The organism is Pseudomonas brassicacearum (assembly GCF_000585995.1).
GTDB classification, from domain to species: domain Bacteria; phylum Pseudomonadota; class Gammaproteobacteria; order Pseudomonadales; family Pseudomonadaceae; genus Aquipseudomonas; species Aquipseudomonas brassicacearum_A.
Map to the genome: position 1 here is coordinate 2167862 of NZ_CP007410.1, position 23123 is coordinate 2190984.

At 59.4% G+C, this 23123-nt stretch carries 24 protein-coding genes; 12 read left to right on the forward strand and 12 right to left on the reverse strand.

All coding sequences use genetic code 11. From position 1 onward, the window contains the following. Window positions 1-15 precede the first annotated feature (15 nt). Entirely contained in the window at window positions 16-1410 is a 1395-nt protein-coding gene (gene sthA, locus CD58_RS09380) for a Si-specific NAD(P)(+) transhydrogenase (RefSeq protein ID WP_003183399.1), read from the forward strand. A 42-nt stretch (window positions 1411-1452) separates the two neighbouring features. On the opposite strand, the gene CD58_RS09385 is transcribed toward sthA, so the two are convergent. Both CD58_RS09385 and CD58_RS09390 read right to left on the reverse strand, forming a co-directional pair. Beyond that, a complete protein-coding gene (locus CD58_RS09385; protein ID WP_025212760.1) occupies window positions 1453-2175 on the reverse strand; it encodes a glycerophosphodiester phosphodiesterase in 723 nt (240 codons plus the stop codon). Further along, a complete protein-coding gene (locus CD58_RS09390) occupies window positions 2172-2768 on the reverse strand; it encodes a PilZ domain-containing protein (protein ID WP_025212761.1) in 597 nt (198 codons plus the stop codon). Before CD58_RS09390 ends, CD58_RS09385 begins: the two co-directional genes overlap by 4 nt. A gap of 94 nt (window positions 2769-2862) precedes the next feature. Between CD58_RS09390 and CD58_RS09395 the strand changes: the two genes are divergently transcribed. The 3 genes from CD58_RS09395 to CD58_RS09405 all read left to right on the forward strand — a co-directional run bounded on the left by CD58_RS09395 (window position 2863) and on the right by CD58_RS09405 (window position 6112). Continuing rightward, window positions 2863-4113 (forward strand): lipoprotein-releasing ABC transporter permease subunit, encoded by a 1251-nt coding sequence (locus tag CD58_RS09395; RefSeq protein ID WP_025212762.1) that lies wholly within the window; start codon window positions 2863-2865, stop codon window positions 4111-4113. 7 nt (window positions 4114-4120) lie between these two features. Then, a complete protein-coding gene (gene lolD, locus CD58_RS09400; RefSeq protein ID WP_200868909.1) occupies window positions 4121-4804 on the forward strand; it encodes a lipoprotein-releasing ABC transporter ATP-binding protein LolD in 684 nt (227 codons plus the stop codon). Between the two features lie 63 nt (window positions 4805-4867). Further along, the gene (locus CD58_RS09405; protein ID WP_025212764.1) at window positions 4868-6112 is read left to right on the forward strand and encodes a lipoprotein-releasing ABC transporter permease subunit; all 1245 of its coding nucleotides are present in this window, start codon (window positions 4868-4870) and stop codon (window positions 6110-6112) included. A gap of 161 nt (window positions 6113-6273) precedes the next feature. On the opposite strand, the gene CD58_RS09410 is transcribed toward CD58_RS09405, so the two are convergent. Continuing rightward, on the reverse strand, window positions 6274-7632 hold the full coding sequence (locus CD58_RS09410) for a heavy metal sensor histidine kinase (RefSeq protein ID WP_025212765.1): 1359 nt from the start codon (window positions 7630-7632) through the stop codon (window positions 6274-6276). Beyond that, window positions 7629-8309, reverse strand: a complete 681-nt coding sequence (locus tag CD58_RS09415) for a heavy metal response regulator transcription factor (protein ID WP_025212766.1) — start codon at window positions 8307-8309, stop codon at window positions 7629-7631. Before CD58_RS09415 ends, CD58_RS09410 begins: the two co-directional genes overlap by 4 nt. 157 nt (window positions 8310-8466) lie before the next feature. On the opposite strand from CD58_RS09415, the gene CD58_RS09420 reads away from it, so the two are divergent. Further along, complete coding sequence (locus tag CD58_RS09420) at window positions 8467-8988, forward strand: cupredoxin domain-containing protein (protein WP_025212767.1); 522 nt, start codon at window positions 8467-8469, stop codon at window positions 8986-8988. A 61-nt stretch (window positions 8989-9049) separates the two neighbouring features. Next, the gene (queF, locus tag CD58_RS09425; RefSeq protein WP_025212768.1) at window positions 9050-9880 is read left to right on the forward strand and encodes an NADPH-dependent 7-cyano-7-deazaguanine reductase QueF; all 831 of its coding nucleotides are present in this window, start codon (window positions 9050-9052) and stop codon (window positions 9878-9880) included. A 172-nt stretch (window positions 9881-10052) separates the two neighbouring features. On the opposite strand, the gene CD58_RS09430 is transcribed toward queF, so the two are convergent. Beyond that, window positions 10053-10316, reverse strand: a complete 264-nt coding sequence (locus tag CD58_RS09430; protein ID WP_025212769.1) for a DUF4404 family protein — start codon at window positions 10314-10316, stop codon at window positions 10053-10055. 109 nt (window positions 10317-10425) lie between these two features. Further along, window positions 10426-11046 carry a hypothetical protein gene (locus tag CD58_RS09435; protein WP_025212770.1) on the reverse strand — a complete coding sequence of 207 codons (621 nt, stop codon included), beginning with the start codon at window positions 11044-11046 and terminating at the stop codon, window positions 10426-10428. Between the two features lie 203 nt (window positions 11047-11249). Here CD58_RS09435 and CD58_RS09440 point away from each other — a divergent pair, with 203 nt between their 5' ends. The 3 genes from CD58_RS09440 (at window position 11250) to rssC (ending at window position 13948) form a co-directional block, all read left to right on the forward strand. Further along, window positions 11250-11939: a VacJ family lipoprotein gene (locus CD58_RS09440; RefSeq protein ID WP_025212771.1), complete on the forward strand. Its 690-nt coding sequence runs from the start codon at window positions 11250-11252 to the stop codon at window positions 11937-11939. A 345-nt stretch (window positions 11940-12284) separates the two neighbouring features. Then, window positions 12285-13466, forward strand: coding sequence for a two-component system response regulator RssB (gene rssB / locus CD58_RS09445; protein WP_025212772.1), 1182 nt, complete (start codon window positions 12285-12287; stop codon window positions 13464-13466). Continuing rightward, complete coding sequence (rssC, locus tag CD58_RS09450; RefSeq protein ID WP_025212773.1) at window positions 13466-13948, forward strand: anti-sigma factor antagonist RssC; 483 nt, start codon at window positions 13466-13468, stop codon at window positions 13946-13948. Before rssB ends, rssC begins: the two co-directional genes overlap by 1 nt. A 216-nt stretch (window positions 13949-14164) precedes the next feature. Here rssC and tal read toward each other — a convergent pair whose 3' ends face one another. After that, window positions 14165-15091 (reverse strand): transaldolase, encoded by a 927-nt coding sequence (gene tal / locus CD58_RS09455; protein WP_025212774.1) that lies wholly within the window; start codon window positions 15089-15091, stop codon window positions 14165-14167. Between the two features lie 178 nt (window positions 15092-15269). Further along, window positions 15270-16265, reverse strand: coding sequence for a tRNA dihydrouridine(20/20a) synthase DusA (dusA, locus tag CD58_RS09460; RefSeq protein WP_025212775.1), 996 nt, complete (start codon window positions 16263-16265; stop codon window positions 15270-15272). A 274-nt stretch (window positions 16266-16539) separates the two neighbouring features. Here dusA and CD58_RS30165 point away from each other — a divergent pair, with 274 nt between their 5' ends. Beyond that, complete coding sequence (locus tag CD58_RS30165) at window positions 16540-16731, forward strand: hypothetical protein (protein ID WP_144238530.1); 192 nt, start codon at window positions 16540-16542, stop codon at window positions 16729-16731. A 239-nt stretch (window positions 16732-16970) separates the two neighbouring features. Here CD58_RS30165 and CD58_RS09465 read toward each other — a convergent pair whose 3' ends face one another. The 3 genes from CD58_RS09465 to CD58_RS30170 form a co-directional block, all read right to left on the reverse strand. After that, window positions 16971-17705, reverse strand: a complete 735-nt coding sequence (locus CD58_RS09465; RefSeq protein ID WP_025212776.1) for a metallophosphoesterase — start codon at window positions 17703-17705, stop codon at window positions 16971-16973. A 91-nt stretch (window positions 17706-17796) separates the two neighbouring features. Further along, window positions 17797-18396 (reverse strand): putative adenosine monophosphate-protein transferase Fic, encoded by a 600-nt coding sequence (locus tag CD58_RS09470; RefSeq protein ID WP_025212777.1) that lies wholly within the window; start codon window positions 18394-18396, stop codon window positions 17797-17799. Further along, window positions 18396-18566 (reverse strand): YhfG family protein, encoded by a 171-nt coding sequence (locus CD58_RS30170; RefSeq protein ID WP_144238531.1) that lies wholly within the window; start codon window positions 18564-18566, stop codon window positions 18396-18398. Before CD58_RS30170 ends, CD58_RS09470 begins: the two co-directional genes overlap by 1 nt. Window positions 18567-18736: 170 nt before the next feature. On the opposite strand from CD58_RS30170, the gene CD58_RS09475 reads away from it, so the two are divergent. Next, on the forward strand, window positions 18737-19954 hold the full coding sequence (locus tag CD58_RS09475; RefSeq protein WP_025212778.1) for a putative DNA modification/repair radical SAM protein: 1218 nt from the start codon (window positions 18737-18739) through the stop codon (window positions 19952-19954). Beyond that, complete coding sequence (locus CD58_RS09480) at window positions 19948-20784, forward strand: TIGR03915 family putative DNA repair protein (protein ID WP_025212779.1); 837 nt, start codon at window positions 19948-19950, stop codon at window positions 20782-20784. The genes CD58_RS09475 and CD58_RS09480 overlap by 7 nt, the downstream gene beginning before the upstream one ends. A gap of 15 nt (window positions 20785-20799) precedes the next feature. On the opposite strand, the gene CD58_RS09485 is transcribed toward CD58_RS09480, so the two are convergent. Continuing rightward, window positions 20800-22953 (reverse strand): WG repeat-containing protein, encoded by a 2154-nt coding sequence (locus CD58_RS09485; protein ID WP_025212780.1) that lies wholly within the window; start codon window positions 22951-22953, stop codon window positions 20800-20802. Between the last annotated feature and the right edge of the window lie 170 nt (window positions 22954-23123).

Sequence of the window (23123 nt, forward strand, 5' to 3'; positions counted from 1 at the left end):
TTCTGAGGAGTACGCATGGCTGTCTACAACTACGACGTGGTGGTACTGGGTTCCGGCCCGGCGGGGGAAGGCGCGGCAATGAACGCCGCCAAGGCAGGGCGCAAGGTGGCGATGGTCGACAGCCGTCGGCAAGTCGGCGGCAACTGCACCCACTTGGGCACCATCCCGTCCAAGGCCTTGCGTCACTCGGTCCGGCAGATCATGCAGTTCAACACCAACCCGATGTTCCGGGCCATCGGTGAGCCGCGCTGGTTCTCCTTCCCGGACGTGCTCAAGAGCGCCGAGAAGGTGATTTCCAAGCAGGTGGCTTCGCGCACCGGCTACTACGCCCGCAACCGTGTCGACGTGTTCTTCGGCACCGGCAGCTTTGCCGACGAGCAGACTGTGGAAGTGGTCTGCGGCAATGGCGTGGTCGAGAAACTGGTGGCCAAGCACATCATCATCGCCACGGGTTCGCGCCCGTATCGCCCGGCCGACATCGATTTCAACCACGCGCGTATCTATGACAGCGACACCATCCTGAGCCTGGGCCACACCCCGCGTAAGCTCATCGTCTACGGTGCCGGCGTGATCGGGTGCGAATACGCGTCGATCTTCAGTGGCCTGGGTGTGCTGGTGGAGTTGGTGGATAACCGTGGCCAGTTGCTGAGCTTCCTGGACTCGGAGATCTCCCAGGCCCTGAGCTATCACTTCAGCAACAACAACATCACGGTCCGCCACAACGAAGACTACGACCGCGTCGAAGGCGTGGACAACGGCGTGATCCTGCACCTCAAGTCCGGCAAGAAAATCAAGGCCGACGCCTTGCTCTGGTGCAACGGTCGTACCGGCAACACCGACACCCTGGGCCTGGAAAACATCGGTGTGAAGGTCAACAGCCGCGGCCAGATCGAAGTCGATGAGAACTACCGCACCTGTGTGCCGAACATCTACGGCGCCGGTGACGTGATCGGCTGGCCGAGCCTGGCCAGTGCCGCCCACGACCAGGGTCGTTCGGCCGCCGGCAGCATCGTCGACAACGGCAGCTGGCGCTTCGTCAATGATGTGCCGACCGGCATCTACACCATTCCGGAGATCAGCTCGATCGGCAAGAACGAGCAAGAGCTGACCCAGGCCAAGGTGCCCTATGAAGTGGGCAAGGCCTTCTTCAAGAGCATGGCGCGGGCGCAGATCGCCGGTGAGCCGCAAGGCATGCTGAAGATCCTGTTCCACCGCGAGACCCTGGAAGTGCTGGGCGTGCACTGCTTCGGCTACCAGGCTTCGGAGATCGTGCACATCGGCCAGGCGATCATGAACCAGCCGGGCGAGCTGAACACGCTGAAGTACTTCGTCAACACCACGTTCAACTACCCGACCATGGCCGAAGCCTATCGGGTAGCGGCGTACGACGGACTCAACCGGCTTTTTTGAGCGGCTCCGGCCGGTGGCCTGAGCCGGCCGGGGAGACCGATTTCAGCCATTCCCGAGGGTGGCAGTGGCCAAACCGGGAAAGTCTGTAATCAGGCTGTCAACGCCAAAATCGGCGAGCCTGCGCATCAGCGCGGGCTCGTTGACGGTCCACACCGACACATGCAGGCCTTGACGCTGCGCCTTGATCAGGCGTTCCGGCGTGCACAAGGTCCAGTTCAACGCCAGAATCTCACAGCCGTAACTCTGGGCGACCTTCAACGGGTCGAGCCAGGCGTATTCGGCCACCAGGCCGCGGGAGATATCCGGCGTCAAGTCCAGGGCAGCCTTGAGCACCTCCCGGGAGCTGGAGGTAATAGTGATTTTGTCCAGCAGCCCGAACCGCTGGGCCATTTCGCGGATCCCCAGCACGGTGGCGGCGGCACGGGTGCGTGAGGCGCTCTTGACCTCCAGCTGCCAATGCTCGAAATCACACTTCTCGAACAGCTCTTCCAGGCGCGGAATCGGGCACGGCTTGATCCAGCCCGGTCCACCCTTGCGCGCATCGTAGGTCACCAGTTCGGCGGCCGAATGCTCCACCACCTTGCCGCGGCGATCGGTGGTGCGCTTGAGGGTCGGGTCGTGGATCACCATCAACTCGCCGTCCATGGACAGGTGCAGGTCCAGCTCGCAACGGCGTACGCCGTGCTTTAGGCACTCCTGAAAGCCGGTCAGGGTGTTTTCCGGTGCTTCGCCCTTGGCGCCGCGGTGGCCATAAATGAGGGTCACGGTTCTTCCTTATTGATACCTGATTCGTTCAGTTCCCGGGCCAGGCGCCGTTCTTGCGCCTGTTTCTGCAGGATGTAGCGGGCCAGCAACTGGCGCTGGGCGTCGGTCGGGCGCTCGAACTCGGTGCCGACGTCGTAGCCGTCGCCCTTGGGGTCGCAGTGGGTGACCCGTGCCCGAAGCAGCAGGCCCAGCGCCTGCGGCATCAGCACCAGTTTGACCGACAAATGCGTACCGACGGCGATGGCGCTGGGGTACTGGAAGTCGATGCCGCCTTCGGAAATGATCACCGGTTGCGGTTCGCCGATTTCGCCGAGCACGGTCAGGGCAATGACCTGGCTGAGCAGGTCGATGCGCTTGTTCATTGCTTTGAGGTACGCCGCGACGCTGCGCTCGCGCTCGCTGATCTGGCGCAGCAGATGCTGGGATTCGAATTCGCTCAGGTGCAGTTCACTGAGCAGGTTGAACAGTGGAGAAGCATCCTGCAACACTTCCTGGCCAGCAGCTTCAGGAATGGAGAGGGGCCGAATTTCCAGTGCGATCGTGTCCTCGATACGGTAGTATTCGCGGCGATCTTCTTCATCTAATGTCGACATGGCGAACCCATGGTAGCGGCGGTGGTCTGAGTGTAAAGCTGGTTTGTGACCCCCGCCACAAGGACGTTCCTTTTCCCTCCGAACAAGCCCCGACATGTTCAGACCTCTCTTCGTATTTATCGGCACGCGTTATACCCGTGCAAAGCGTCGCAATCATTTTGTATCGTTCATTTCCCTGACTTCCATCATCGGACTGGCCCTTGGCGTGGTCGTGATGATTGTCGTGCTGTCGGTGATGAACGGCTTCGATCATGAGATGCGCACCCGCGTGCTGGGCATGGTGCCTCACGCGACCCTCGAAACCGGCGAGGCCATCAGCGATTGGCCGAGCCTGGCCGCCAAGGTCAAGCAGAACCCGCAGGTACTGGCCGTTGCGCCCTTCACTCAGATGCAGGGGCTGCTGACCAACAACGGCAAGGTCTCCAAGGTGTTGCTCAATGGCATCGACCCCGGGCTTGAGCGGCAGGTGTCGATCATCGACAACTTCATGCAGCAGGGAAAACTCGACGACCTGGCGCCAGGCAGCTTCGGGATAGTCATCGGCGACAAGGCCGCGGCCAAGCTTGGCGTGGCCATTGGCGACAAGCTGACCTTCGTCGCGCCGGAAGTCACCGTGACCCCGGGCGGGATGTTCCCACGTATGAAACGCTTTACCGTGGTTGGCATTTTCCATGTTGGCGCTGGTGAGCTGGACGGTTACCTGGGCGTCACCAATCTCCAAGACCTGGCGCGCCTGCATCGCTGGAAACCGGATCAGGTCCAGGGCCTGCGGTTGAAATTCGACGACCTGTTCCAGGCGCCGCGTGTGGCGTGGACCCTCGCCCAGCAACTCGGCGAAGACCGCTACTACGCCCGGGACTGGACCCGTACCCACGGCAACCTTTACCAGGCGATCCGCATGGAAAAAGCCATGATCGGCCTGTTGTTGCTGCTGATCGTCGCCGTGGCGGCGTTCAACATCATCTCCACGCTGGTGATGGTGGTGAACGACAAGAAGGGCGACATCGCCATCCTGCGTACCCTCGGCGCCACGCCGGGGCAGATCATGCGGATCTTCATGGTCCAGGGCACCGTCATCGGCGTGATTGGCACTATTGTTGGCGCCTTGGTCGGGATGTTCGCCGCGCTGAACGTCCGCGCCGCGATTGCCGCCCTCGAAGGCCTGATCGGGCACAAGTTTCTCAACGCCGACGTGTACTTCATCGACTACCTGCCGTCGCAATTGCAGGCAGATGACGTGTTGATGGTCTGCGGCGCGGCGTTGGTCCTGAGTTTCCTCGCCACCCTGTATCCAGCCTGGCGTGCCGCGCGCACCCAGCCTGCGGAGGCGTTACGTTATGAGTGAGTCGGGCATGAGTGAAAAAGCAATCTTGAGCTGCCGCAACCTGGGTAAATCCTACGAGGAAGGCCCGGAGTCGGTGGTGGTGTTGTCGGGCCTGCAACTGGAGCTGCACCCTGGCGAGCGCGTGGCGATTGTCGGCACCTCCGGGTCGGGCAAAAGTACCTTGCTCAACCTGCTGGGCGGCCTCGATACGCCGTCCTCCGGCAGTGTCTGGTTGGCAGGCGAAGAACTCTCGGCGCTGAACGAAAAGGCCCGCGGCCTGCTGCGCAACCGTTCCCTGGGGTTCGTTTACCAGTTCCACCATTTGCTGCCCGAGTTCACCGCGTTGGAAAACGTCTGCATGCCGCTGTTGATCGGCCGCACCGCGATTCCTGAAGCCCGTCAGCGCGCTACGGCCTTGCTGGAGCGGGTCGGGCTGGGTCATCGCCTGGAGCACAAACCGGCCGAACTGTCCGGTGGTGAGCGCCAGCGCGTGGCGATTGCCCGGGCGCTGGTCAACAAGCCTGGCCTGGTGATGCTCGATGAGCCGACCGGCAACCTCGACTCCCACACCGCCCAAGGCATTCAGGATTTGATGCTGGAACTCAGCACGTCGATGCGCACCGCGTTCCTGGTGGTGACCCACGACATGAACCTGGCCCGGCAGATGGACCGCGTCCTGCACTTGCAGGAAGGTTGCCTGACGCCCATCTGACCGACCGAAACCCGGTGTTTGTGACGAACGCCGGGTCTTTTATTTTTATACGGTGCCCCGCGAATGTTCAGACCGTTATCGATCTTTATCGGCACGCGCTATACCCGCGCCAAGCGCCGCAATCGCTTTGTTTCGTTCATCTCCATGACCTCGATGATCGGCCTCGCCCTGGGTGTGCTGGCGATGATCGTGGTGCTGTCGGTGATGAACGGCTTCCAGCGCGAAATGAGCTCACGCATCCTTGGCATGGTGCCCCACGCCACCATCGTCGGTGTGAATCCGATCGACGACTGGCAGCCGGTGGCCGCCGCGGCGCTGAAAAATCCCGAAGTCACCGCTGCCGTGCCGTTCACTGAGATGGAAGGCATGCTCAGCCATAAGGGTTCGATGCAGCCGATCCAGATCAGCGGCATTGACCCGGCCCAGGAAGGCAAGGTGTCCATCGTGGCCCAGCATATCGTCCAGGGCCGCCTCGATGCGTTGAAGCCGGGCGAATATGGCGTGGTGATCGGCGAAATCACCGCCCGGCGTTTTCGTCTGAACGTCGGCGACAAAATCACCCTGATCGTGCCGGAAGTCAGCACCGCACCCGGCGGAATTACCCCGCGGATGCAGCGGTTGAACGTGGTGGGCGTGTTCAAGGTCGGCGCCGAGCTGGACGGCTCCATGGCGTTGATCCACCTGGCCGACGCCGCGCAGATGCAGCATTGGCAGCCAAACCAGGTGCAGAGCGTACGCCTGGCGGTGAAAGACCTGTATGCCGCGCCGCAAGTCTCTGGCGACATTGCCACCGGACTCGGCGCAGACTTCAAGGCCGACGACTGGACCCACACTCAGGGCAGTCTGTTCAGTGCCATGAAAATGGAAAAAACCATGATTGGCTTGCTGTTGTTGATGATCGTCGCGGTGGCGGCGTTCAACATCATTGCCACCCTGATCATGGTCGTGAACGACAAGGGCGCGGATATCGCGATCCTGCGCACCATCGGCGCCACGCCGCGGCAGATCATGGCGATCTTCATGGTTCAGGGCACGGTGATCGGTGTGGTCGGCACGCTGATTGGCGGCGTGCTTGGGGTGATTGCGGCATTGAACGTCAGCGCCCTGGTGGGTTGGCTGGAGCGGGTCAGTGGGCAGCACATCTTCAGCTCCGATGTGTACTTCGTCAGCAACCTGCCGTCGGAGCTTCAGCGCGGCGATGTGCTGCTGATCTGTTCCGCCGGGTTCATCCTGAGCTTCCTCGCCACCGTGTACCCGGCGTGGCGTGCGGCGAAGATCGAGCCGGCGCAGGCGTTGCGGTATTCGTAAGGCTTTCGCAACCCTCTGTGGCGAGGGAGCTTGCTCCCGCTGGGCTGCGCAGCAGCCCCAAAAGGCGACGGGCTTATTCTGGATGATGTGCAGGCTTTGAGATTTTTTGGGAGCGCTTCGCACTCCAGCGGGAGCAAGCTCCCTCGCCACAGGGGTTTGTGTCAGGGCTGGCCGGCTTTGGGCAACTCAATCAAGAACCGCGTCCAGCCATCGGCTGATTCACAGCGGATCTGCCCGCCATGGGCGCGGATGATCGAGCGGGTAATCGCAAGTCCCAACCCTGCATGTTCGCTGCTGCCTTCCTGGCGGGCCGGGTCGGCGCGGTAGAAACGGTCGAACAGGCGCGGCAACAGGTCCGCTGCAATCCCTTCGCCACTGTTCTCCACGCTGACGCACACCACCTGAGCCTCATCGACAATCCGCACCCGCACTTCGCCGCCGCTGGGGGTGAAGCGCAGGGCGTTGTCCAGCAGGTTGGACAGGGCCCGGCGCAACATGCTGCGGTCACCCTCGATGGGGCCTTCGCCCTCACGGCTCAAGCGAACGCTGGCGTCTTCGGCCAGGGGCGCGAAGAACTCCAGCAGCGCGTCGACTTCCGCTGCCAACGCCAGGGGTTCGCGGTTGGGCGCCAGCAGGCCGTGGTCGGCCTTGGCCAGGTAGAGCATGTCGTTGACCAGCTGCGCCATCCATTGCAGTTCTTCGAGGTTACTGTGCAAGGCCTCGCGGTAATCCTCCAGCGGGCGCTCACGGGTGAGGGTGACCTGGGTGTGGGTCAACAGGTTCGACAGTGGCGTGCGCAACTCATGGGCGATGTCGGCTGAGAACGCCGAGAGTCGTTGAAAGGCATCGTCGAGGCGTCCGAGCATGGCATTGATGCTGTGGGCCAGTTCCGCCAGTTCCGCAGGCATTTGCTCCTCAGGCAGTCGGGCGTTGAGGGAACGGGCCGAGACGCTGCCGGCGATTGCACCCATGCGGCGCAACGGCCGCAAGGCACGTCGAGCGGCCCATGCGCCGAGCAAGGCGGTGGCCAGGGCCGAGAGACCCACGGTCAACCAGATCAGGCGCTGCATGCGTTGCAGGAAGTGCTGGTGATGGGTGATGTCCAGCAACAGCGTCAGTTGCGGCGAACTGGGTTGGTCGGGATACAGCGGTGCGTTCAACACGCGGTAAGCGTTGTCGCCATCGTTGAGGGTGGACAAGCCGGGACGCTCCGGCAGTTGAGCAGGAATCCGGATCGAGCTGTCGTACCAGCGCACGCCATCGCGGCCTTTGATGCGCAGCGCCAGGTCGGCCTGACGGCTCAGTTCATCTTCCAGGCGGCCCTGGGCCTGTTCGGCGTCGAAGTCTTGCAGGGCGTGGCGCAGGCCGATCAGCTTGCCTTCCAGCAGTTGCTGGTCCAGCTCGACGAAGTGCGCCTCGCTGCCCCGGCTGAACAACACCCCGGCAAACAACGACACCACGGCGGTGCAGGCGGCGAACAGCAGGGCCAGGCGGCTGCTCAGCGACCACTGGCCCCTCACAGGCTGCGCTCTTCAAGCACATAACCCATGCCGCGCACGGTGTGGATCAGCTTGCTGGGGAAGTCATCGTCAATCTTGATGCGCAGGCGCCGGATCGCCACTTCGATGACATTGGTGTCACTGTCGAAATTCATGTCCCAGACTTGGGACGCGATCAGGGATTTGGGCAGCACTTCGCCCTGGCGGCGCAGGAGCATTTCCAGCAAGGCGAACTCCTTGGCGGTGAGGTCGATGCGCCGACCGCTGCGTTCGACGCGGCGGCGGATCAGGTCCAGGCGCAGGTCCGCCAGCTGCAGGCTGGTTTCCTGGGGCGTCGAGCTGCCCCGGCGCAGCAGGCTGCGCACCCGCGCCAGCAGTTCGGAAAAAGCGAAAGGCTTGACCAGGTAATCATCGGCACCCAACTCCAGGCCGTGCACTCGGTCCTGTACCGCATCCCGCGCCGTGAGAAACAGCACGGGTGTATCCAGCCCAGCCCCGCGCACCGCTTGCAGAATCTGCCAGCCATCGCGGCCGGGCAGCATCACGTCGAGGATCAGCAAGGCATATTCACCGCTCAATGCCAGCTGCTGGCCAGTGATGCCGTCGGCCACCAGGTCGGCGTTGAACCCGGCTTCGCTCAGGCCCTGGCGCAGGTATTGGCCAGTTTTCGTTTGGTCTTCGACGATCAGCAGTTTCATGGGCAGCTCAAGGCAGGGTTTGAACGTGGGCGTTATACCGTGGCCGGTGGGGCCGTGGTGCAACCTGACAAAGTTGTAATCGAGCTGTCAGCCGATTGGCAGGCGTACAGCGATAGAGTTCTCCACAAGCTGAACCTTATCCGCTTGGAGTATGAACATGTTAATGGGAAACCGCTTGATCCTGGCCGCTTGCGCATTGCTTCTCGGTGCGCCGTCGTGGGCATCGCCGGGCCATGTTGATTTCGGCCAGCCTGCACCGGCGGCCAAGGCCAGTCGCAGTATCGAGGTGGTGATGAGCGACATGACGTTCAATCCTGGCGCGCTCGATATCAAGGCTGGGGAGACCGTTCGGTTCGTGTTGATCAATAAAGGCCAGTTGCTCCACGAATTCAACTTGGGCAACGCCGCGATGCACGTCGAACATCAGCAGGAAATGCTGAAGATGCAGCAGAGCGGACAGATGACGCCGACCGCGATGAAGCCGGGGATGGATCATGGCGCCATGAACCACGACCAGGCCGGCATGAAACATGACGACCCCAACAGCGTGCTGGTGGAGCCGGGTAAAACCGCCGAACTGACCTGGACATTCACCAAGGCCACGCGCCTGGAGTTTGCCTGCAATGTCCCCGGCCATTACCAGGCCGGGATGAAGGGCGACCTGACAGTCAGTCAGTAAGCACTCAAAGGCTGCGGTAAAGGCTGATAGAATCCGCTGATTCTTCAGTCAGGTTTCCGTCATGCATCCCGCAGCCGAACATTCGCCGCTGGGCAAATCCAGCGAATACATCGCCACGTACACGCCGTCACTGCTGTTTCCGATCCCGCGCGCCGCGAAATGGGCGGAATTGGGCCTGACGGCCGAGACCTTGCCGTACAAGGGCGTGGATTTCTGGAACTGTTTCGAACTGTCGTGGCTGTTGCCGTCCGGCAAGCCGGTGGTGGCCATTGGTGAATTCTCGATCCCGGCGGATTCGCCGAATATCATCGAGTCCAAATCCTTCAAGCTGTACCTCAACTCCCTGAACCAGACTCCGTTCACCGATACCGCAAGTCTGGAAGCCACCCTGCGCCAGGACCTGTCGGCGGCGGCCGGGAAACCAGTGGGCGTGCGAGTTCGCAGCCTCAAGGATGTGGAAAGCGAAGGCATCGTGGCGCTGCCCGGTGCGTGCATCGACGATCTGGACATCAGCGTCGACTCGTACGAGCACCCGCGCCCGGAACTGCTGCGTTGCGATGATTCACGCATCGTCGAGGAAAGTTTGCACAGCCATCTGCTCAAGTCCAACTGCCCGGTGACCAGCCAACCGGACTGGGGCAGCGTGGCGGTGGAATATCGCGGCGCGGCCCTGGATCACGCCAGTCTGCTGGCCTACATCGTCAGCTTCCGCCAGCATTCGGATTTCCATGAGCAATGCGTGGAGCGGATCTTTCTCGACCTGCAGCGCTTGCTCAAGCCGGAGAAGTTGACGGTGTATGCGCGGTATGTGCGTCGTGGTGGGCTGGATATCAATCCGTATCGCAGTACCGAAGCGGTGCAATTGCCGAATCACCGATTGGTCCGCCAATGAGTCTCTAATGTGGGAGCGGGCTTGCTCGCGAAGGCGGTATGTCAGCCAAATGGATATCGACTGATACACCGCTTTCGCGAGCAAGCCCGCTCCCACAGTGGATTGCATTTCAAATTGCAGAGGTTAAAAAGCCCCGCTATCGACAGCAGGGCTTTTTTGCATTTGGCGGGGGTCAGATTCCCATATTGCCCAAGGCCTGCACGATGTTGCGCAAGGTCCCGGCAAGGGTGGGATGTTCCAGTTCGAAGCGTTCGACGGCCAGGTTCACATTGTCGGCGAGGTTGGTGTCCGGTGTTTGGGTTTCCAACTCAAGCTCAAGTTCGATCTGTTGCATCAGCGCGTGCAGGTCATCGCGCTCGACTTCGGTAAGCGGTGGATTCTGGTCCAATTGCTCGCGCAGTGTGTTGAGCTGTTCTTGCAATTCGCGGGCAGGCATTGGCGTACTCCCTTTATTGATAGGCACAGCCATGGACCGCGACGGTGCGTCAAAAGTCCATGGCTTGCCTTAAGAGTAATCCACCCTCACGCACCCTGCATGATCCCGGTCATGGCTTCTCGCCTTTGAGTCGGCGCAGGCTGATATCGGCCAGGCAGGTTTCGAGTTCGCCCAGGTGATCGATCACCGAATGCACGCCCAGGCTGAACAATTGCACGGTGGCCTTGGCGCGCTTGGTTTCCCGTTGCTGTTGGCTCAGCGCCTGCCATTCGACAGGCGCCAGGCCACACAATGAGCCACAAGACGCCAACCCGATGGTCCATAAACCGGCGTTGAGCCCCGACTGCAACAGCTTGGGCTCGCCACTCACCAACACGCAGCCGTCCAACTGCTGGACGTTCAGTGCCATCAAGGCCTGCCAACAGGCATGGGGCGCCGGCCATGGATTATTTGTTGCTGGAAGTTGCGGCGGTTTGATCCAGCTCGGCAACGAAGCCGCCAGGGCATGGCCGGTGGCGGGTGGCAGTTCGTCAAGCCAGGCGCAGGGAATTTCCTGACGTTGTAAGTGGTGTAAACATTCGAGGGCGCCAAGCGTTGGTTGCGCATGCTCGACCGGTGCTGCCCCAGGCTGGCGAATGCGCGCCCCAAAATCCACCAGGCATCCGCTAAGGCCAAACAGTACGGCGGTCAGGCTGGGAGCAGGGAGGGGCAGGGCTTCGGCGCGGGGCATGGGAACGTCCTTGAAATAACCAGCAGCCTAACGGCCCCCCATGACAGTCCGGTGACAGTGAAATGAAGGCGCTGGGTGGCAGAAGTGTCCTAGAATCTGCTTCTTCTTTTGAATGCTGCCAGTAGGACTTTTCCGCCTTATACTAGCCAGCTTACCGCCTGGGCTCGGCGCCCTTGCCTGAACAATCCAAGGAGTTTTCCCCTATGCGCTGGAGCCATCGTCTAGCTCAGCTGTGTCTTTCCGCCGGCGTCCTGCTGGTTCCGTTCGCCGCCCAGGCCGCTACGGAAGAAGATCCTTGGGAAAGCATCAACCGTCCGATCTTCACCTTCAACGACACCCTCGATACCTATGCGCTCAAGCCATTGGCCCAGGGTTATCAGTACGTGACGCCGCAGTTTCTCGAAGACGGCATCCATAACATGTTCCGCAACATCGGTGACGTGGGCAACCTCGCCAACAACGTGCTGCAGGCCAAGCCGGCCGCTGCCGGGGTCGACACGGCCCGATTGATCTTCAACACCACCTTCGGCCTGCTGGGCTTCTTCGACGTGGGCACCCAGATGGGTCTACAGCGCAGCGATGAAGATTTCGGCCAGACCCTCGGCTACTGGGGCTTGGGCAGCGGGCCGTATGTGATGCTGCCACTGCTGGGCCCAAGCACCTTGCGCGACGCGCCGGCCAAGCTGGTCGATGATTACACGGCCCCGTATCGCTATATCGATAATGTCTCGGTGCGTAACTCAATTCGCGGCCTGAACGTCGTCGACACCCGCGCCAGCCTGTTGTCGGCCGAGAAGATGGTGAGCGGCGACAAGTATGTCTTCATCCGCAACGCCTACCTGCAAAACCGCGAATTCAAGGTCAAGGATGGCCAAGTCGAAGATGATTTTTGATTTCGACTCATAAACCAGGAAGGCGGCCCAAAAGGCCGCCTTCTGTGCTTTGAGGCGGTGTTTGAGCCGGTTTGATCCTTCCATTGAGTTACGCTTCGCTCGGTTCTTATAACTCTCTGTGCTTTGACAAATAAAGACGGCAAGCGGCTATCTGCCTGAGCTTGAAACGCCCCGCGGATGGGAGTACCGTCTGCGCCTTAGAAGGGCACCTCTGATGTAACTGTGTGTAGGGCAAAGACCTGAAGCTGGTACGACAGAGAGGCTAGAAAGCGAATCCAGTAGTGCGTGCCAGGTCAAGTTGCCCCAGCCCGCTACGCCAACCTAATTCTGGCGCCGTTTGCCCACATGCCAAAAACCAGTGCCACGCTGCTGATAATCGATGATGACGAAGTGGTGCGAGCCAGTCTCGCAGCCTACTTGGAAGACAGTGGTTTCAGCGTCCTGCAGGCCAGCAATGGCCAACAGGGTCTTCAGGTATTCGAGCAAGATAAGCCCGACCTGGTCATCTGCGACCTGCGCATGCCGCAGATGGGCGGACTCGAACTCATTCGCCAGGTCACCGAGATTTCCTCGCAGACCCCGGTGATCGTGGTTTCGGGCGCGGGCGTGATGAACGACGCGGTCGAGGCGTTGCGCCTGGGCGCGGCGGATTACCTGATCAAGCCCCTCGAAGACCTGGCTGTGCTCGAGCACTCGGTGCGCCGGGCCCTGGACCGTTCGCGCCTGTTGGTGGAAAACCAGCGCTACCGCGAAAAACTGGAAACTGCCAACCGCGAGCTGGAAGCCAGCCTGAACCTGTTGCAGGAAGACCAGAACGCCGGGCGCCAGGTGCAGATGAACATGCTGCCGGTCAGCCCTTGGACCGTCGACGATTTCCGTTTTGCCCACCAAATCATCCCGTCGTTGTACCTGTCGGGGGATTTCGTGGACTATTTCCGGGTCGATGAGCGACGAGTGGCGTTCTATCTGGCGGACGTTTCCGGCCATGGCGCTTCCTCGGCGTTCGTGACGGTGCTGTTGAAGTTCATGACCACGCGTCTGCTGTTCGAATCCAAGCGCAACGGCACGTTGCCAGAATTCAAGCCATCAGAAGTCCTTGGGCATATCAACCGAGGCCTGATCAGTTGTAAGCTGGGCAAACACGTCACCATGGTCGGTGGGGTCATCGACGAGGAGACAGGTTTGTTGACCTATAGCATCGGCGGTCACCTGCCGTTGCCGGTGTTGTATACACCAGACAGTGTTCGTTATCTGGAAGGGCGTGGTTTGCCGGTGGGCCTGTTCAATGAGGCCACCTACGAAGACCACGTGCTGGAGTTGCCGCCGGTATTCAGCTTGACGCTGATGTCTGATGGCATTTTGGACCTTTTGACAGAACCTACACTCAAAGAGAAAGAAGCGGCCTTGCCTGAACGGGTGAGAGCAGCGGGCGGCAGCCTGGAAGGCTTGCGTCAAGTGTTTGGATTAGCCACGCTAGGGGAGATGCCGGATGATATCGCCCTGTTAGTGTTGAGCAGGAAACTTTGATGAGTACTGGTAGAATCCAGTTCGCCGAGCAGGATGGCACCTTTGTCCTGAAGTTTGTCGGTGAAGTGCGCCTGACCCTGTGTTCGGCGCTGGATGCGACTATTGAGCGGATCTTCACCGCGCTGAACTTCAGCGCCATCGTGATCGATCTGACCGAAACCCGCAGCATTGACAGCACCACCCTGGGCCTGCTGGCCAAGCTGTCGATCCTGTCGCGGCAAAAGGTCGGCCTGCTGCCGACCGTCGTCACCACCCATAACGACATCACCCGTCTTCTGCAGTCCATGGGCTTCGACCAGGTGTTCAACATCGTTGGCGATCCCGTGCCATGCCCTGAGTGCCTGGACGACCTGCCTGACCAGGACCAGTCTGAAGAGGAAGTGCGGATCAAGGTGCTCGAAGCCCACAAGATCCTGATGGGGCTCAACGACTCCAATCGTGAAGCGTTCCATGACCTGGTGAATGCGCTGGAGCGGCCTTGAGCCTTGGGCTTGTGTAGGCTGCACCGGCCTCATCGCGAGCAAGCTCGCTCCCACAGGTTTTATGGCATTCTCTTAATCGAGCCCAACCGACAACCCCTGCGGGAGCGAGCTTGCTCGCGATGGCGTTTTTCGACCCGCCACCTCTCTTAAGTCAAGCGGCATAAAAAAGGGCGAACCCAACCAGGTTCGCCCTTTTTGCATGCCGGCTGAATCAGCTCAAAGCTTGGCTTGCAGCAACGCCTCCAGCTTCTCCTGGTCGCGGGCAAACTGACGAATACCTTCGGCCAGTTTCTCAGTCGCCATGGCATCTTCGTTGGATAACCAACGGAATTGCGCCTCATTGAGGATCAAGCGTGCTTCCCCAGCTTGCCCTGGCGCCAGTTTGCGCTCCAGCTTGCCTTCATCGGCGGCCAGTTTTTCCAGCAGCTCAGGGCTGACGGTCAAACGGTCACAGCCGGCCAGTTGCTCGATCTGATTGAGGTTACGGAAGCTCGCGCCCATGACCACGGTCTTGTAGTCATTGGCCTTGTAGTAGTTGTAGATGCGCGTCACCGACTGCACGCCCGGATCATCGGCACCGGTGTAGTCGTTGCCATTGGCTTTCTTGTACCAGTCGTAGATACGGCCCACGAACGGCGAAATCAGGAACACCCCGGCATCGGCACAGGCCGCGGCCTGGGCGAAGGAGAACAGCAAGGTCAGGTTGCACTGGATGCCTTCACGCTCCAGCTGCTCGGCGGCGCGAATACCTTCCCAGGTAGAAGCGATCTTGATCAGTACGCGATCCCGGCCAACGCCGGCCTTTTCGTACAGATCGATCAGACGATGCGCCCGCTTCAGCATGGCCTCGGTGTCGAACGACAGGCGCGCATCCACTTCAGTGGAAATACGCCCTGGAATCACCTTCAGGATTTCTTGCCCGACCGCCACGCCAAAACGGTCGCTGGCCAGGCCAACGTCACCCTTGCAGTCCGCGACGCAGGCGTTCAGCAGCTCGGCGTAGCCGTGGATGGCCGAAGCCTTGAGCAGCAGGGAAGGGTTGGTGGTGGCATCCACGGGTTTAACGCGGGCGATGGCTTCGAAGTCGCCGGTATCGGCCACGACGGTAGTGAATTGTTTGAGTTGTTCCAGCTTGGAAGTCATGAGCGTGCTCTGTCCTATGGGTCTGTTGACATTACCCGAGGGCCGGCAGCCACTCAAGGGCGTGAAGAGGTATCAACGGTCCCGGCGGCAACAACCTGAAAACGGCTGTTTGAAAGGCCGGGGCGGGTATCGGTAGATACGATGCCAAAACCGGCCGCAGGTTCAAAGCAAGTGACGGTTAACGTCCCTCCAGCAATTGCCCCGCCTGGTCGAGCAACGCCAACGGATCCTTGGTCTTGTGGATATCCACCGACAACAACTGCCGAAACCGTCGCGCGCCCGGGAAACCGGTACCCAGCCCGAGTACATGACGGGTGATGTGATGCATGGCCCCGCCAGCGGCCAGGTGATTGGCGATATAAGGTCGCAACTGCGCCAGCGCCTCGGCCCGGGTGATCACCGGCGCCGTGCTGCCGAACAGCTGCTGATCCACCTCGGCCAGCAGGTACGGGTTGTGATAGGCCTCGCGTCCCAGCATCACGCCGTCGAAGGTCTGTAGATGCTCGTGGCACGCCTCCAGCGTCTTGATCCCGCCGTTGAGCACAATCTCCAGCTCGGGAAAGTCCGCCTTCAACCGCGCGGCAACGTCATACCGCAGGGGCGGGATGTCGCGATTCTCCTTCGGCGATAACCCCTCCAGAATCGCAATCCGCGCATGCACGGTGAAACTCGTGCAACCGGCCTCGCGCACCGTCCCGACGAATTCACACAATTGCTCGTAACTGTCCCGCCCATTGATCCCGATACGGTGCTTGACCGTCACCGGGATCGACACCGCATCGCGCATCGCCTTTACACAATCGGCCACCAAATCCGGATGCCCCATCAGGCAAGCGCCGATCATATTGTTCTGCACCCGGTCGCTGGGGCAGCCGACGTTGAGGTTGACCTCGTCGTAGCCGTGTTCCTGGGCCATCCGTGCGCAGGCGGCCAGGTCGGCAGGCACACTGCCGCCCAGTTGCAGGGCCAGTGGATGTTCGGACGGGTGGTGGCGCAGGAAGCGTTCATGGTCGCCGTTGAGTAGTGCGCCGGTGGTGACCATTTCGGTGTAGAGCAGGGCGTGTTTGGAGAGGATGCGTAGGAAGAACCGGCAGTGGGGGTCGGTCCAATCCATCATCGGGGCAACGGAGAAGCGGCGGGACAGCAGTTGGGGTGAGGCGGCGTCTAGAGGCATCGAATATCTGGATGGGGTTGCTAAAAGGTAGGCAGTTTACCAGAAGGCGGTTAAATACTGTGTTTTGTTTGGGGACGTTGAGGTGTGCAGCGTAAAATAGCAAGTTGGAATAATTCAAAAATTATTTATTCTTGATACGTATAAGAATAAAGGATTTTCAGCGTTTGCCTGTTATTTCTGACAGTAGACAGTGATTTTGTTTACCTCCAATCTCTATTGTGCCGCCAATGAGGGCGATGGGAAATGTCAATTAGGTTAATTTGAGGAGATTGCCATGAGTCAAGATACTGAATATAAGCAATATGTTATCCGCGAATATTCTCCTAGCGATCCGGACTATCCGGGCCGGCCATTCCAGGGGTTCAGTCAAACGGGTGGGAGCCTCACGTTGCCTCAAAATAGCGCTGACGAGGTGAAGAGGCTTCTTGATGCTCAGTCAAATCCCGATGATCATGCTAAATATTAAGTCGTAGAGGAATAAGTTTCGAGATGTTCTGTGCGCCTTTTCTCGAAAGTTATGCGGAAAAAGGGGGCAGGCTACAAACTCTCCTGAAGTACTGTAGGCTGCTCCTCTCTTGACGTATTGTTGAGTTTCTTTTGAAGGGCCGGGTCCGAATGACCGTGCTGCTTCGGTTTTGTCTTTCCGAATTCGGAATATCTGCCTATATATATTTCTCAAGGGCCGCTTCGCTAGATTTAACAAGACTATCCCTTTCTCCACTCGCTCATGCTTATACGAGTGATTGTTTCAGTCTGGATGTTTACCACGCTAAGCGCTCCATCAGAAAATGCGCAGCCAGTATCAATATATAAGACATTGCCCAAGCGCCTAACGCCAGGCACTGTTGAATGCCCAACATAGAGCCGGTCAATGCCTTTAATAGGCGTATGGTCTTGCTGCTCGATTTTCTCTCTTGCATACAGCGCTGTTTTCAAGGCTTGCCGCTGATGCTGCTCCCCCGATTTTCCAGCGATAGCGTCTTTAGCTTCTTGCCAGCCATCGTTACTCCTTATGACAGGCGCTTCGGCATGAACTATTCCAATTGTTTGATCGCTTGATAAATTGATTTCAATCATCAATGGAAGTTTTTGTAAGGCTTTTGATAGTTCTTGCTGAATGTCTGGCTGTAAGTCGTAGAGCCAAGCCCCACCATTTCGAATATGCCTGGGTATGTCACCGTGGCCAGAGATGCATTCAATAAGCATATGTTCATGATTGCCGCGTACGGCGTGGAACCACGGTTTTTCAAGCCAGTTCAATGCGTCTATAGAGTCGGGGCCTCGGTCGATGAGGTCGCCCACAGAGAAAATCCGGTCCACTTCGGTATTGAAATCCACTTTATCCAGGGCTTTTGTTAGAAGCTTGAAGTGCCCGTGAATGTCGCCCACCGCAAAATCGCGACCTTCCTTGTTGGGTGGGAATGACGTCGTCCTGTACATTTTTTTGTGCTTTAGCAGATTTTAGTTGATGGCAACTGTATCACTTGGCGGAATGAGCGCGTAACGCGATGAACGGGGTGAGGCCCTGTGATCAAGGTTGAATCGCCTGCCCGATGCACTTCTCGAAAACCTGCTCCATTGGCGCCAGAACGCAGTTGTAAGCCGCAATATTGGCAATGATCCACTCGTCCTTTTCGATCCCCCACCAGCTGATTTCAAACCCGGCATTCATGATCAGGTGTTCAAAAAGAATGCGCTGCGCACGGCCATTGCCCTCGCGGAAGGGGTGGACGACGTTGATATCGGAATAGACTTCGGCGACAGCGACGATCAGGTCCGCACGGTTCAGCCCCTCGAACCAGTTCGCCGCCGCCATGTTGGCGAAGATCTTGTTGGCCTCCTTTTCCATGTACTCGGGTTGGCAGAAGCGGGTGGCTTGTTTGGACATGCCAACGGTGCGCAGCTCCCCGGCCCACTCAAACAGGTCCGAGAACAGAATGCGATGAATGTTCTGCAGGTAAGCAAGGCTGTAGGGAGGAGAGCTGAATTCGACGTTGTCCGCCGCGATGGCCGAAAGCTGTTGTTCGGCTTCGCTTAATGTCGATTCATCGCGGATATCGAGTTTATTGCGCAAGACTCTGGAGCCGGGATAGCAATAAGCGTCTTCGCCGACTCCATATTTGTCTGGCATCAGGCCTTGGTCTTGGCGAAAGTCTTCAAGACCTCTTCACGGGTCGGCATTTTTTCTTCGCCGTCCGCCAAGGTCATTTTGAAGCCTTCCAGGCGCAGGCTGGCCGCATAGTTTGAACGGCGGGTCCGGGCTGCGTAGGCTTTTTTGGTTTCAAGGCTGATATTGCCCATGGGGCTGGACCTCAATCGCGTTGGTGTGCCGATTATAGCCCATCCCGCTGGCATGGCCTATGTCGCGGCTTGGAGGAACCGGCTTCCTCTGCTCAGAATTGACCAATGGTGCTTGCATCGCCGTGCGTCTCAAAATACTGTGCATATATCCAGTATAGAGAAGCACCTCCATGCAACTGATCGCCAAGCTTGGCATTCTCGCCGACGCTGCCAAATACGATGCCTCTTGCGCCAGCAGTGGTGCCCCCAAGCGCAGCTCTCGAGGCCGCGAGGGGCTGGGCGCTACCGATGGGATGGGGATCTGTCACAGCTACACGCCGGATGGGCGCTGTGTCTCGTTGCTGAAGGTGTTGCTGACCAACTTCTGCCTGTACGACTGCCAGTACTGTGTCAACCGGCGTTCCAGTAACGTGCCGAGGGCGCGCTTCACGCCGGAGGAGGTGGTGCGGCTGACCCTGGATTTCTATCGCCGCAACTGCATCAGCGGCCTGTTTCTGAGCTCTGGCATCATTCGTTCGGCCGATTACACCATGGAGCAGTTGATACGAGTGGCGCGGTTGCTGCGAGAAGAGCACCAGTTTCGTGGCTACATCCATCTCAAGACCATTCCCGATGCCGACCCGATGTTGATTGAAGAGGCAGGACGGTTGGCCGATCGATTGAGCGTGAACATCGAGTTGTCCTCCGAGGTGAGCCTCAAGCGACTGGCTCCGGAAAAACAACTGACAACCATTCGCCAAGCTATGGGCACCATCCACCTGGGTCAACAAGCGGTGGCTGGGGAGGCGAGGGCGCCTCGTTTTGCTCCGCCGGGGGCAGAGCACCCAGGTGATCGTGGGGCGGATGCCACCGACGACCACGCCATCCTGAGCAACGCCGAGTCGCTCTACCAGGGGTACGGCTTGCGGCGGGTCTACTACTCGGCATTCAGTCCGATTCCCGACAGTCCTGCCAGCGTGCCCTTGGCGGCACCTCCATTACTGCGCGAGCACCGGCTCTACCAGGCCGACTTTCTCATGCGCGGTTACGGTTACACGGCGGGTGAGCTTTTGAGCAAAACCGGTAACCTGGACCTGGACATCGACCCCAAGCTGGCCTGGGCGCTGGCCAACCGTGAGGTTTTTCCACTGGACGTCAATCGTGCCGAGCCTGCGTTGCTGGCGCGTATTCCGGGGATTGGGTTGCGTAGCGTCCAACGTCTGGTTGCCCTGCGCAGGGAGCGGCGGGTTCGTTATGACGACTTGGTGCAGTTGCGTTGCGTGCTGGAGAAGGCGCGGCCGTTCATCGTCACCAGCGACTACCGGCCACCTGATGCGCAGGTGCGGAGCGGCCTGCTGCGGGCGCGTTTGCGCGATCCCCAGAGGCCGGTGCAGATGGGGCTGTGGTAATGATTGCCTTGGAGTGTGATGACGATTTCTCTACCTGGCGCGATCAGGCACGGACGCTGCTCAGCCATGGAATAGACCCAAGCGACGTTACATGGACCCAAGGCCCTATGGCCGACTTGTTGGCCGTGCCGACGTCGCTGCCCCGAGATCCGGGGCCGTTCCGCACGCGAGTGCCGGCGGCTTTGTTGGCGCTACTTGAACAGGCTGGACGCTACCAGGGTGAGCAACGTTGGAACCTGCTTTACGAAGTGCTCTGGCGCGTCGCCCATGGCGACCGTACGGCCATGCTGGCCGGCGATCGCCTGGGCAGTGAATTGCAGCGCAGGATCAAGCAGGTCCAGCGCGAGGCTCATCACCTGCACGCCTTCGTGCGCTTCATCCCGTTGCCGCAGGCAATAGCCGAGTCATTACAGCTGGACCTGGTTTCCTTTCACCAGCCGGCCCATGACATCCTCGAAAGCGCGAGTGGGCATTTTGCCGAACGACTTGGCAAACAACGCTGGCTGATCGCAACGCCCCGTGACGGCATCCGCTTCGATGGTCAGACGTTGAATTACCAACGCCAGTGCCCGGAGCAGTGGCGACAATGGGCGCGTCACGCCGAAGATCCTGGCGCCGAGCTGTGGCGGACCTATTACCGACACATCTTCAACCCAGCGCGACTCAACCCCCAGGCGCTGCGCCAGCACATGCCCGGGCGCTTCTGGCGGCACCTGCCGGAGGGAGACCTGATTCCTCAACTGGTGGGCCAGGCGCGGCAGGGTAAGCAGCGGGATGGGCAGGCGCTGGAGGTGAGGGAGAGGAAAGGCAAGCGGATAATGAGCCCCTGAGTTTTGAGGCATCCCTTATTCTTCTTCCTTCACAAGATTGCCATCGGCGTCATAGACCAGGTACTCGTCAGAGTTGTTCGGATCCCTCACGCTGTAACGGGCTTCGTTGCCGTTATCAGGAACGGTCATGCTGGTGTAAGAGCCGAGCTTCTTGAATTGTTCGTTGCGTTGACTGATCAGCACCAGCCCCGTTCCACTGCCGGCCGGGATGGCGGCGGCGTAGCGGGTTTGGAACGCACTGATCCTGTTGTACTCCAGCGGAATCCGCAATCTGCCGGTCAGGTCGATGGCACCATAGCTTTGGTCACGGCCGACCACTGCCATACCGTTGGAGAACGGCTCCACCTCGTCATAGGGGAGTTTGATGGTAAGCGGCGTGCCCTGGCGGTTGATAAAAGCAAACTTCTTACTTTTAGCGTCCTGCACCAACAGCGGTTGCTCGCCAAAAAAACGACCGATCACGTTGTAGCCCGGGGCGTTGATTCGCTTGCCTTCCAGGTCGAAGACGTCCTGGCGACTCTGGTCGGCTGAGTGGGTGTAGAGGTACTCACCGCTTTGCTCAATGTTGGAGAACTGCGGTGGCAGAATCTCCTTGCCGGCCAGGGTATAAGCGCCGTAGTGGCCTTCCGTGGCATAGGTTCTAGTGCCGAGACGGGCAATGAACACGTTGCCGGTGACCGTGGGATTGACGAACTTCATCGGCAGCGTGAAGCGGTGCGCCTTGGCGTCGTAAATCCCATAGGGGCCGTTGGTTTCACGCTCTACCAGCAGCAGGTCATTGTCCAATGTTTGCGAGATGTATTCGAACGGCAGGTTTATGAGTTTATTGCTGCCGGGGGCGAAGTAAGCGAGTTGGCTCCGCACTTCCTGCACGTCCCGTTGCGGCTCGCTGGATTTTTCCAGCGTAAACAACGTGTAGGTATCCGCCACTCCGCCATCCTGCACTTCTGTCCAGCGCGGTTTGATCAACCACTGTCCGGCCTGATCGATGAAGCCGTAAAGACCGGATTTCCGCTCGCGGGCGATGTAACGCGATTGCTCTGCCAGGACGTTATGCACCTCGTCAATAACGGCGGTGTGATCTTCCATCGGATCGAGCACATGAATGACGATACGCTGCGGCGTGGCCTCGAACTGGTAGTCGACCTCGGTGTTTTTCAGCGGCCCCGCCTGAGTGGAAAGATTGCTGGCCAGTTGCTCCACGTGGTGTTGCACCGCCTGACTGGTCTTGAGCCGATCGAGATCATTCTTGGTTTGCAGTAGGGCTTTGTAAAAAGTATGCATCGCCGCAATATCGCCGTCCGAAGGGAAGGAGCGGGTGCTGTTGCCGTTGCTGTAAAGCGCCTTGTCCGAGTCGGTCAAACCCTGCACGACGAAGGTCGACATTTTGGGCGTACTCAGCCGTATCGAGGCGCTGGCGTCACCCAGGGCCGTGAGCTGAAAAGATTGGCCGTCGTCCAGGGTCACTCGCGGATGGTCCTTGTCCAAGACCACTTTTTTGAACGCCGGATAGCTGCGGTAAGCGATCGTCAGGCTGAGGCTGGCCAAGGGTTTGTTGACCGCCAGCGTGATAGGGGCATCGAGCGACTCATCATCATCCGGGCCTGACTTGGAGGACACCTTGAGATCGGCGAACGCTTTCTCACTGCCGTCTCGAAAACGCAGGCGTTCTGGGCGGTACTGTTCGGCCGCCGGCTCATCCGGCGTGGCAGCACGCTTCCACAGAGGGTCAAGGCTGCTGGTGTCGAACCTCACTTCGGAACTGTCAGCAAAAAGCCGCTGAACAAAACGCAGGTCCTGGTTCGCTGCCAGTGCCGTTTTCACCTGTGCACTGGTGAAGGGAACAAACAGCTCCTCGTATTGCAGTTCTTGCTGGCTGCCCGACTCGGTTTTTTCGACGGTGAGGCTAAATTCCGAGTCAATGACCAAGTCCAAGGCTCTGAGGGTTTCACCGGTGTCATGGATCAGGTAATTCAGACGCTTTTGCGCCTCAGGCAGTGTCAGAGTGCCGATGTCCTCTATGCCCCCTTCGTTCATGTCCTCGGCGGTGAAGCTTTCATCTGCCCACGTAGTGCTCTGGCGAAACAGGTAGTAGGACGTGCCGCCCACCACTAACAGGATCGCGCTCAGTATCAACAGCAATCTCAAACGAGGCTGGGTAAGGTTCATTTTTGGCTTCGGCGGCTAAAGGACGGGGAAAGTGCAGGTAGCTAACCACACCGCATTGCGGCCTGCCAATGGTCTGGATGGCTTTAATTGCTGGATGAAGTCCAGGTGTGCTGTGCCGTTATCGTTGGAAGCAAGGGGTTAGATCGCGGCTTCGTATTTGTGCTAAAACC

Bases quoted from the DNA above. Each gene is read 5' to 3' on its own strand.
- sthA (WP_003183399.1), top strand. From the start codon at position 16: ATGGCTGTCTACAACTACGACGTGGTGGTACTGGGTTCCGGCCCGGCG.
- CD58_RS09390 (WP_025212761.1), bottom strand. From the start codon at position 2,768: ATGTCGACATTAGATGAAGAAGATCGCCGCGAATACTACCGTATCGAG.
- CD58_RS09395 (WP_025212762.1), top strand. From the start codon at position 2,863: ATGTTCAGACCTCTCTTCGTATTTATCGGCACGCGTTATACCCGTGCA.
- lolD (WP_200868909.1), top strand. From the start codon at position 4,121: ATGAGTGAAAAAGCAATCTTGAGCTGCCGCAACCTGGGTAAATCCTAC.
- CD58_RS09405 (WP_025212764.1), top strand. From the start codon at position 4,868: ATGTTCAGACCGTTATCGATCTTTATCGGCACGCGCTATACCCGCGCC.
- CD58_RS09415 (WP_025212766.1), bottom strand. From the start codon at position 8,309: ATGAAACTGCTGATCGTCGAAGACCAAACGAAAACTGGCCAATACCTG.
- CD58_RS09420 (WP_025212767.1), top strand. From the start codon at position 8,467: ATGTTAATGGGAAACCGCTTGATCCTGGCCGCTTGCGCATTGCTTCTC.
- queF (WP_025212768.1), top strand. From the start codon at position 9,050: ATGCATCCCGCAGCCGAACATTCGCCGCTGGGCAAATCCAGCGAATAC.
- CD58_RS09430 (WP_025212769.1), bottom strand. From the start codon at position 10,316: ATGCCTGCCCGCGAATTGCAAGAACAGCTCAACACACTGCGCGAGCAA.
- CD58_RS09435 (WP_025212770.1), bottom strand. From the start codon at position 11,046: ATGCCCCGCGCCGAAGCCCTGCCCCTCCCTGCTCCCAGCCTGACCGCC.
- CD58_RS09440 (WP_025212771.1), top strand. From the start codon at position 11,250: ATGCGCTGGAGCCATCGTCTAGCTCAGCTGTGTCTTTCCGCCGGCGTC.
- rssB (WP_025212772.1), top strand. From the start codon at position 12,285: ATGCCAAAAACCAGTGCCACGCTGCTGATAATCGATGATGACGAAGTG.
- rssC (WP_025212773.1), top strand. From the start codon at position 13,466: ATGAGTACTGGTAGAATCCAGTTCGCCGAGCAGGATGGCACCTTTGTC.
- tal (WP_025212774.1), bottom strand. From the start codon at position 15,091: ATGACTTCCAAGCTGGAACAACTCAAACAATTCACTACCGTCGTGGCC.
- dusA (WP_025212775.1), bottom strand. From the start codon at position 16,265: ATGCCTCTAGACGCCGCCTCACCCCAACTGCTGTCCCGCCGCTTCTCC.
- CD58_RS30165 (WP_144238530.1), top strand. From the start codon at position 16,540: ATGAGTCAAGATACTGAATATAAGCAATATGTTATCCGCGAATATTCT.
- CD58_RS09465 (WP_025212776.1), bottom strand. From the start codon at position 17,705: ATGTACAGGACGACGTCATTCCCACCCAACAAGGAAGGTCGCGATTTT.
- CD58_RS09470 (WP_025212777.1), bottom strand. From the start codon at position 18,396: ATGCCAGACAAATATGGAGTCGGCGAAGACGCTTATTGCTATCCCGGC.
- CD58_RS30170 (WP_144238531.1), bottom strand. From the start codon at position 18,566: ATGGGCAATATCAGCCTTGAAACCAAAAAAGCCTACGCAGCCCGGACC.
- CD58_RS09475 (WP_025212778.1), top strand. From the start codon at position 18,737: ATGCAACTGATCGCCAAGCTTGGCATTCTCGCCGACGCTGCCAAATAC.
- CD58_RS09485 (WP_025212780.1), bottom strand. From the start codon at position 22,953: ATGAACCTTACCCAGCCTCGTTTGAGATTGCTGTTGATACTGAGCGCG.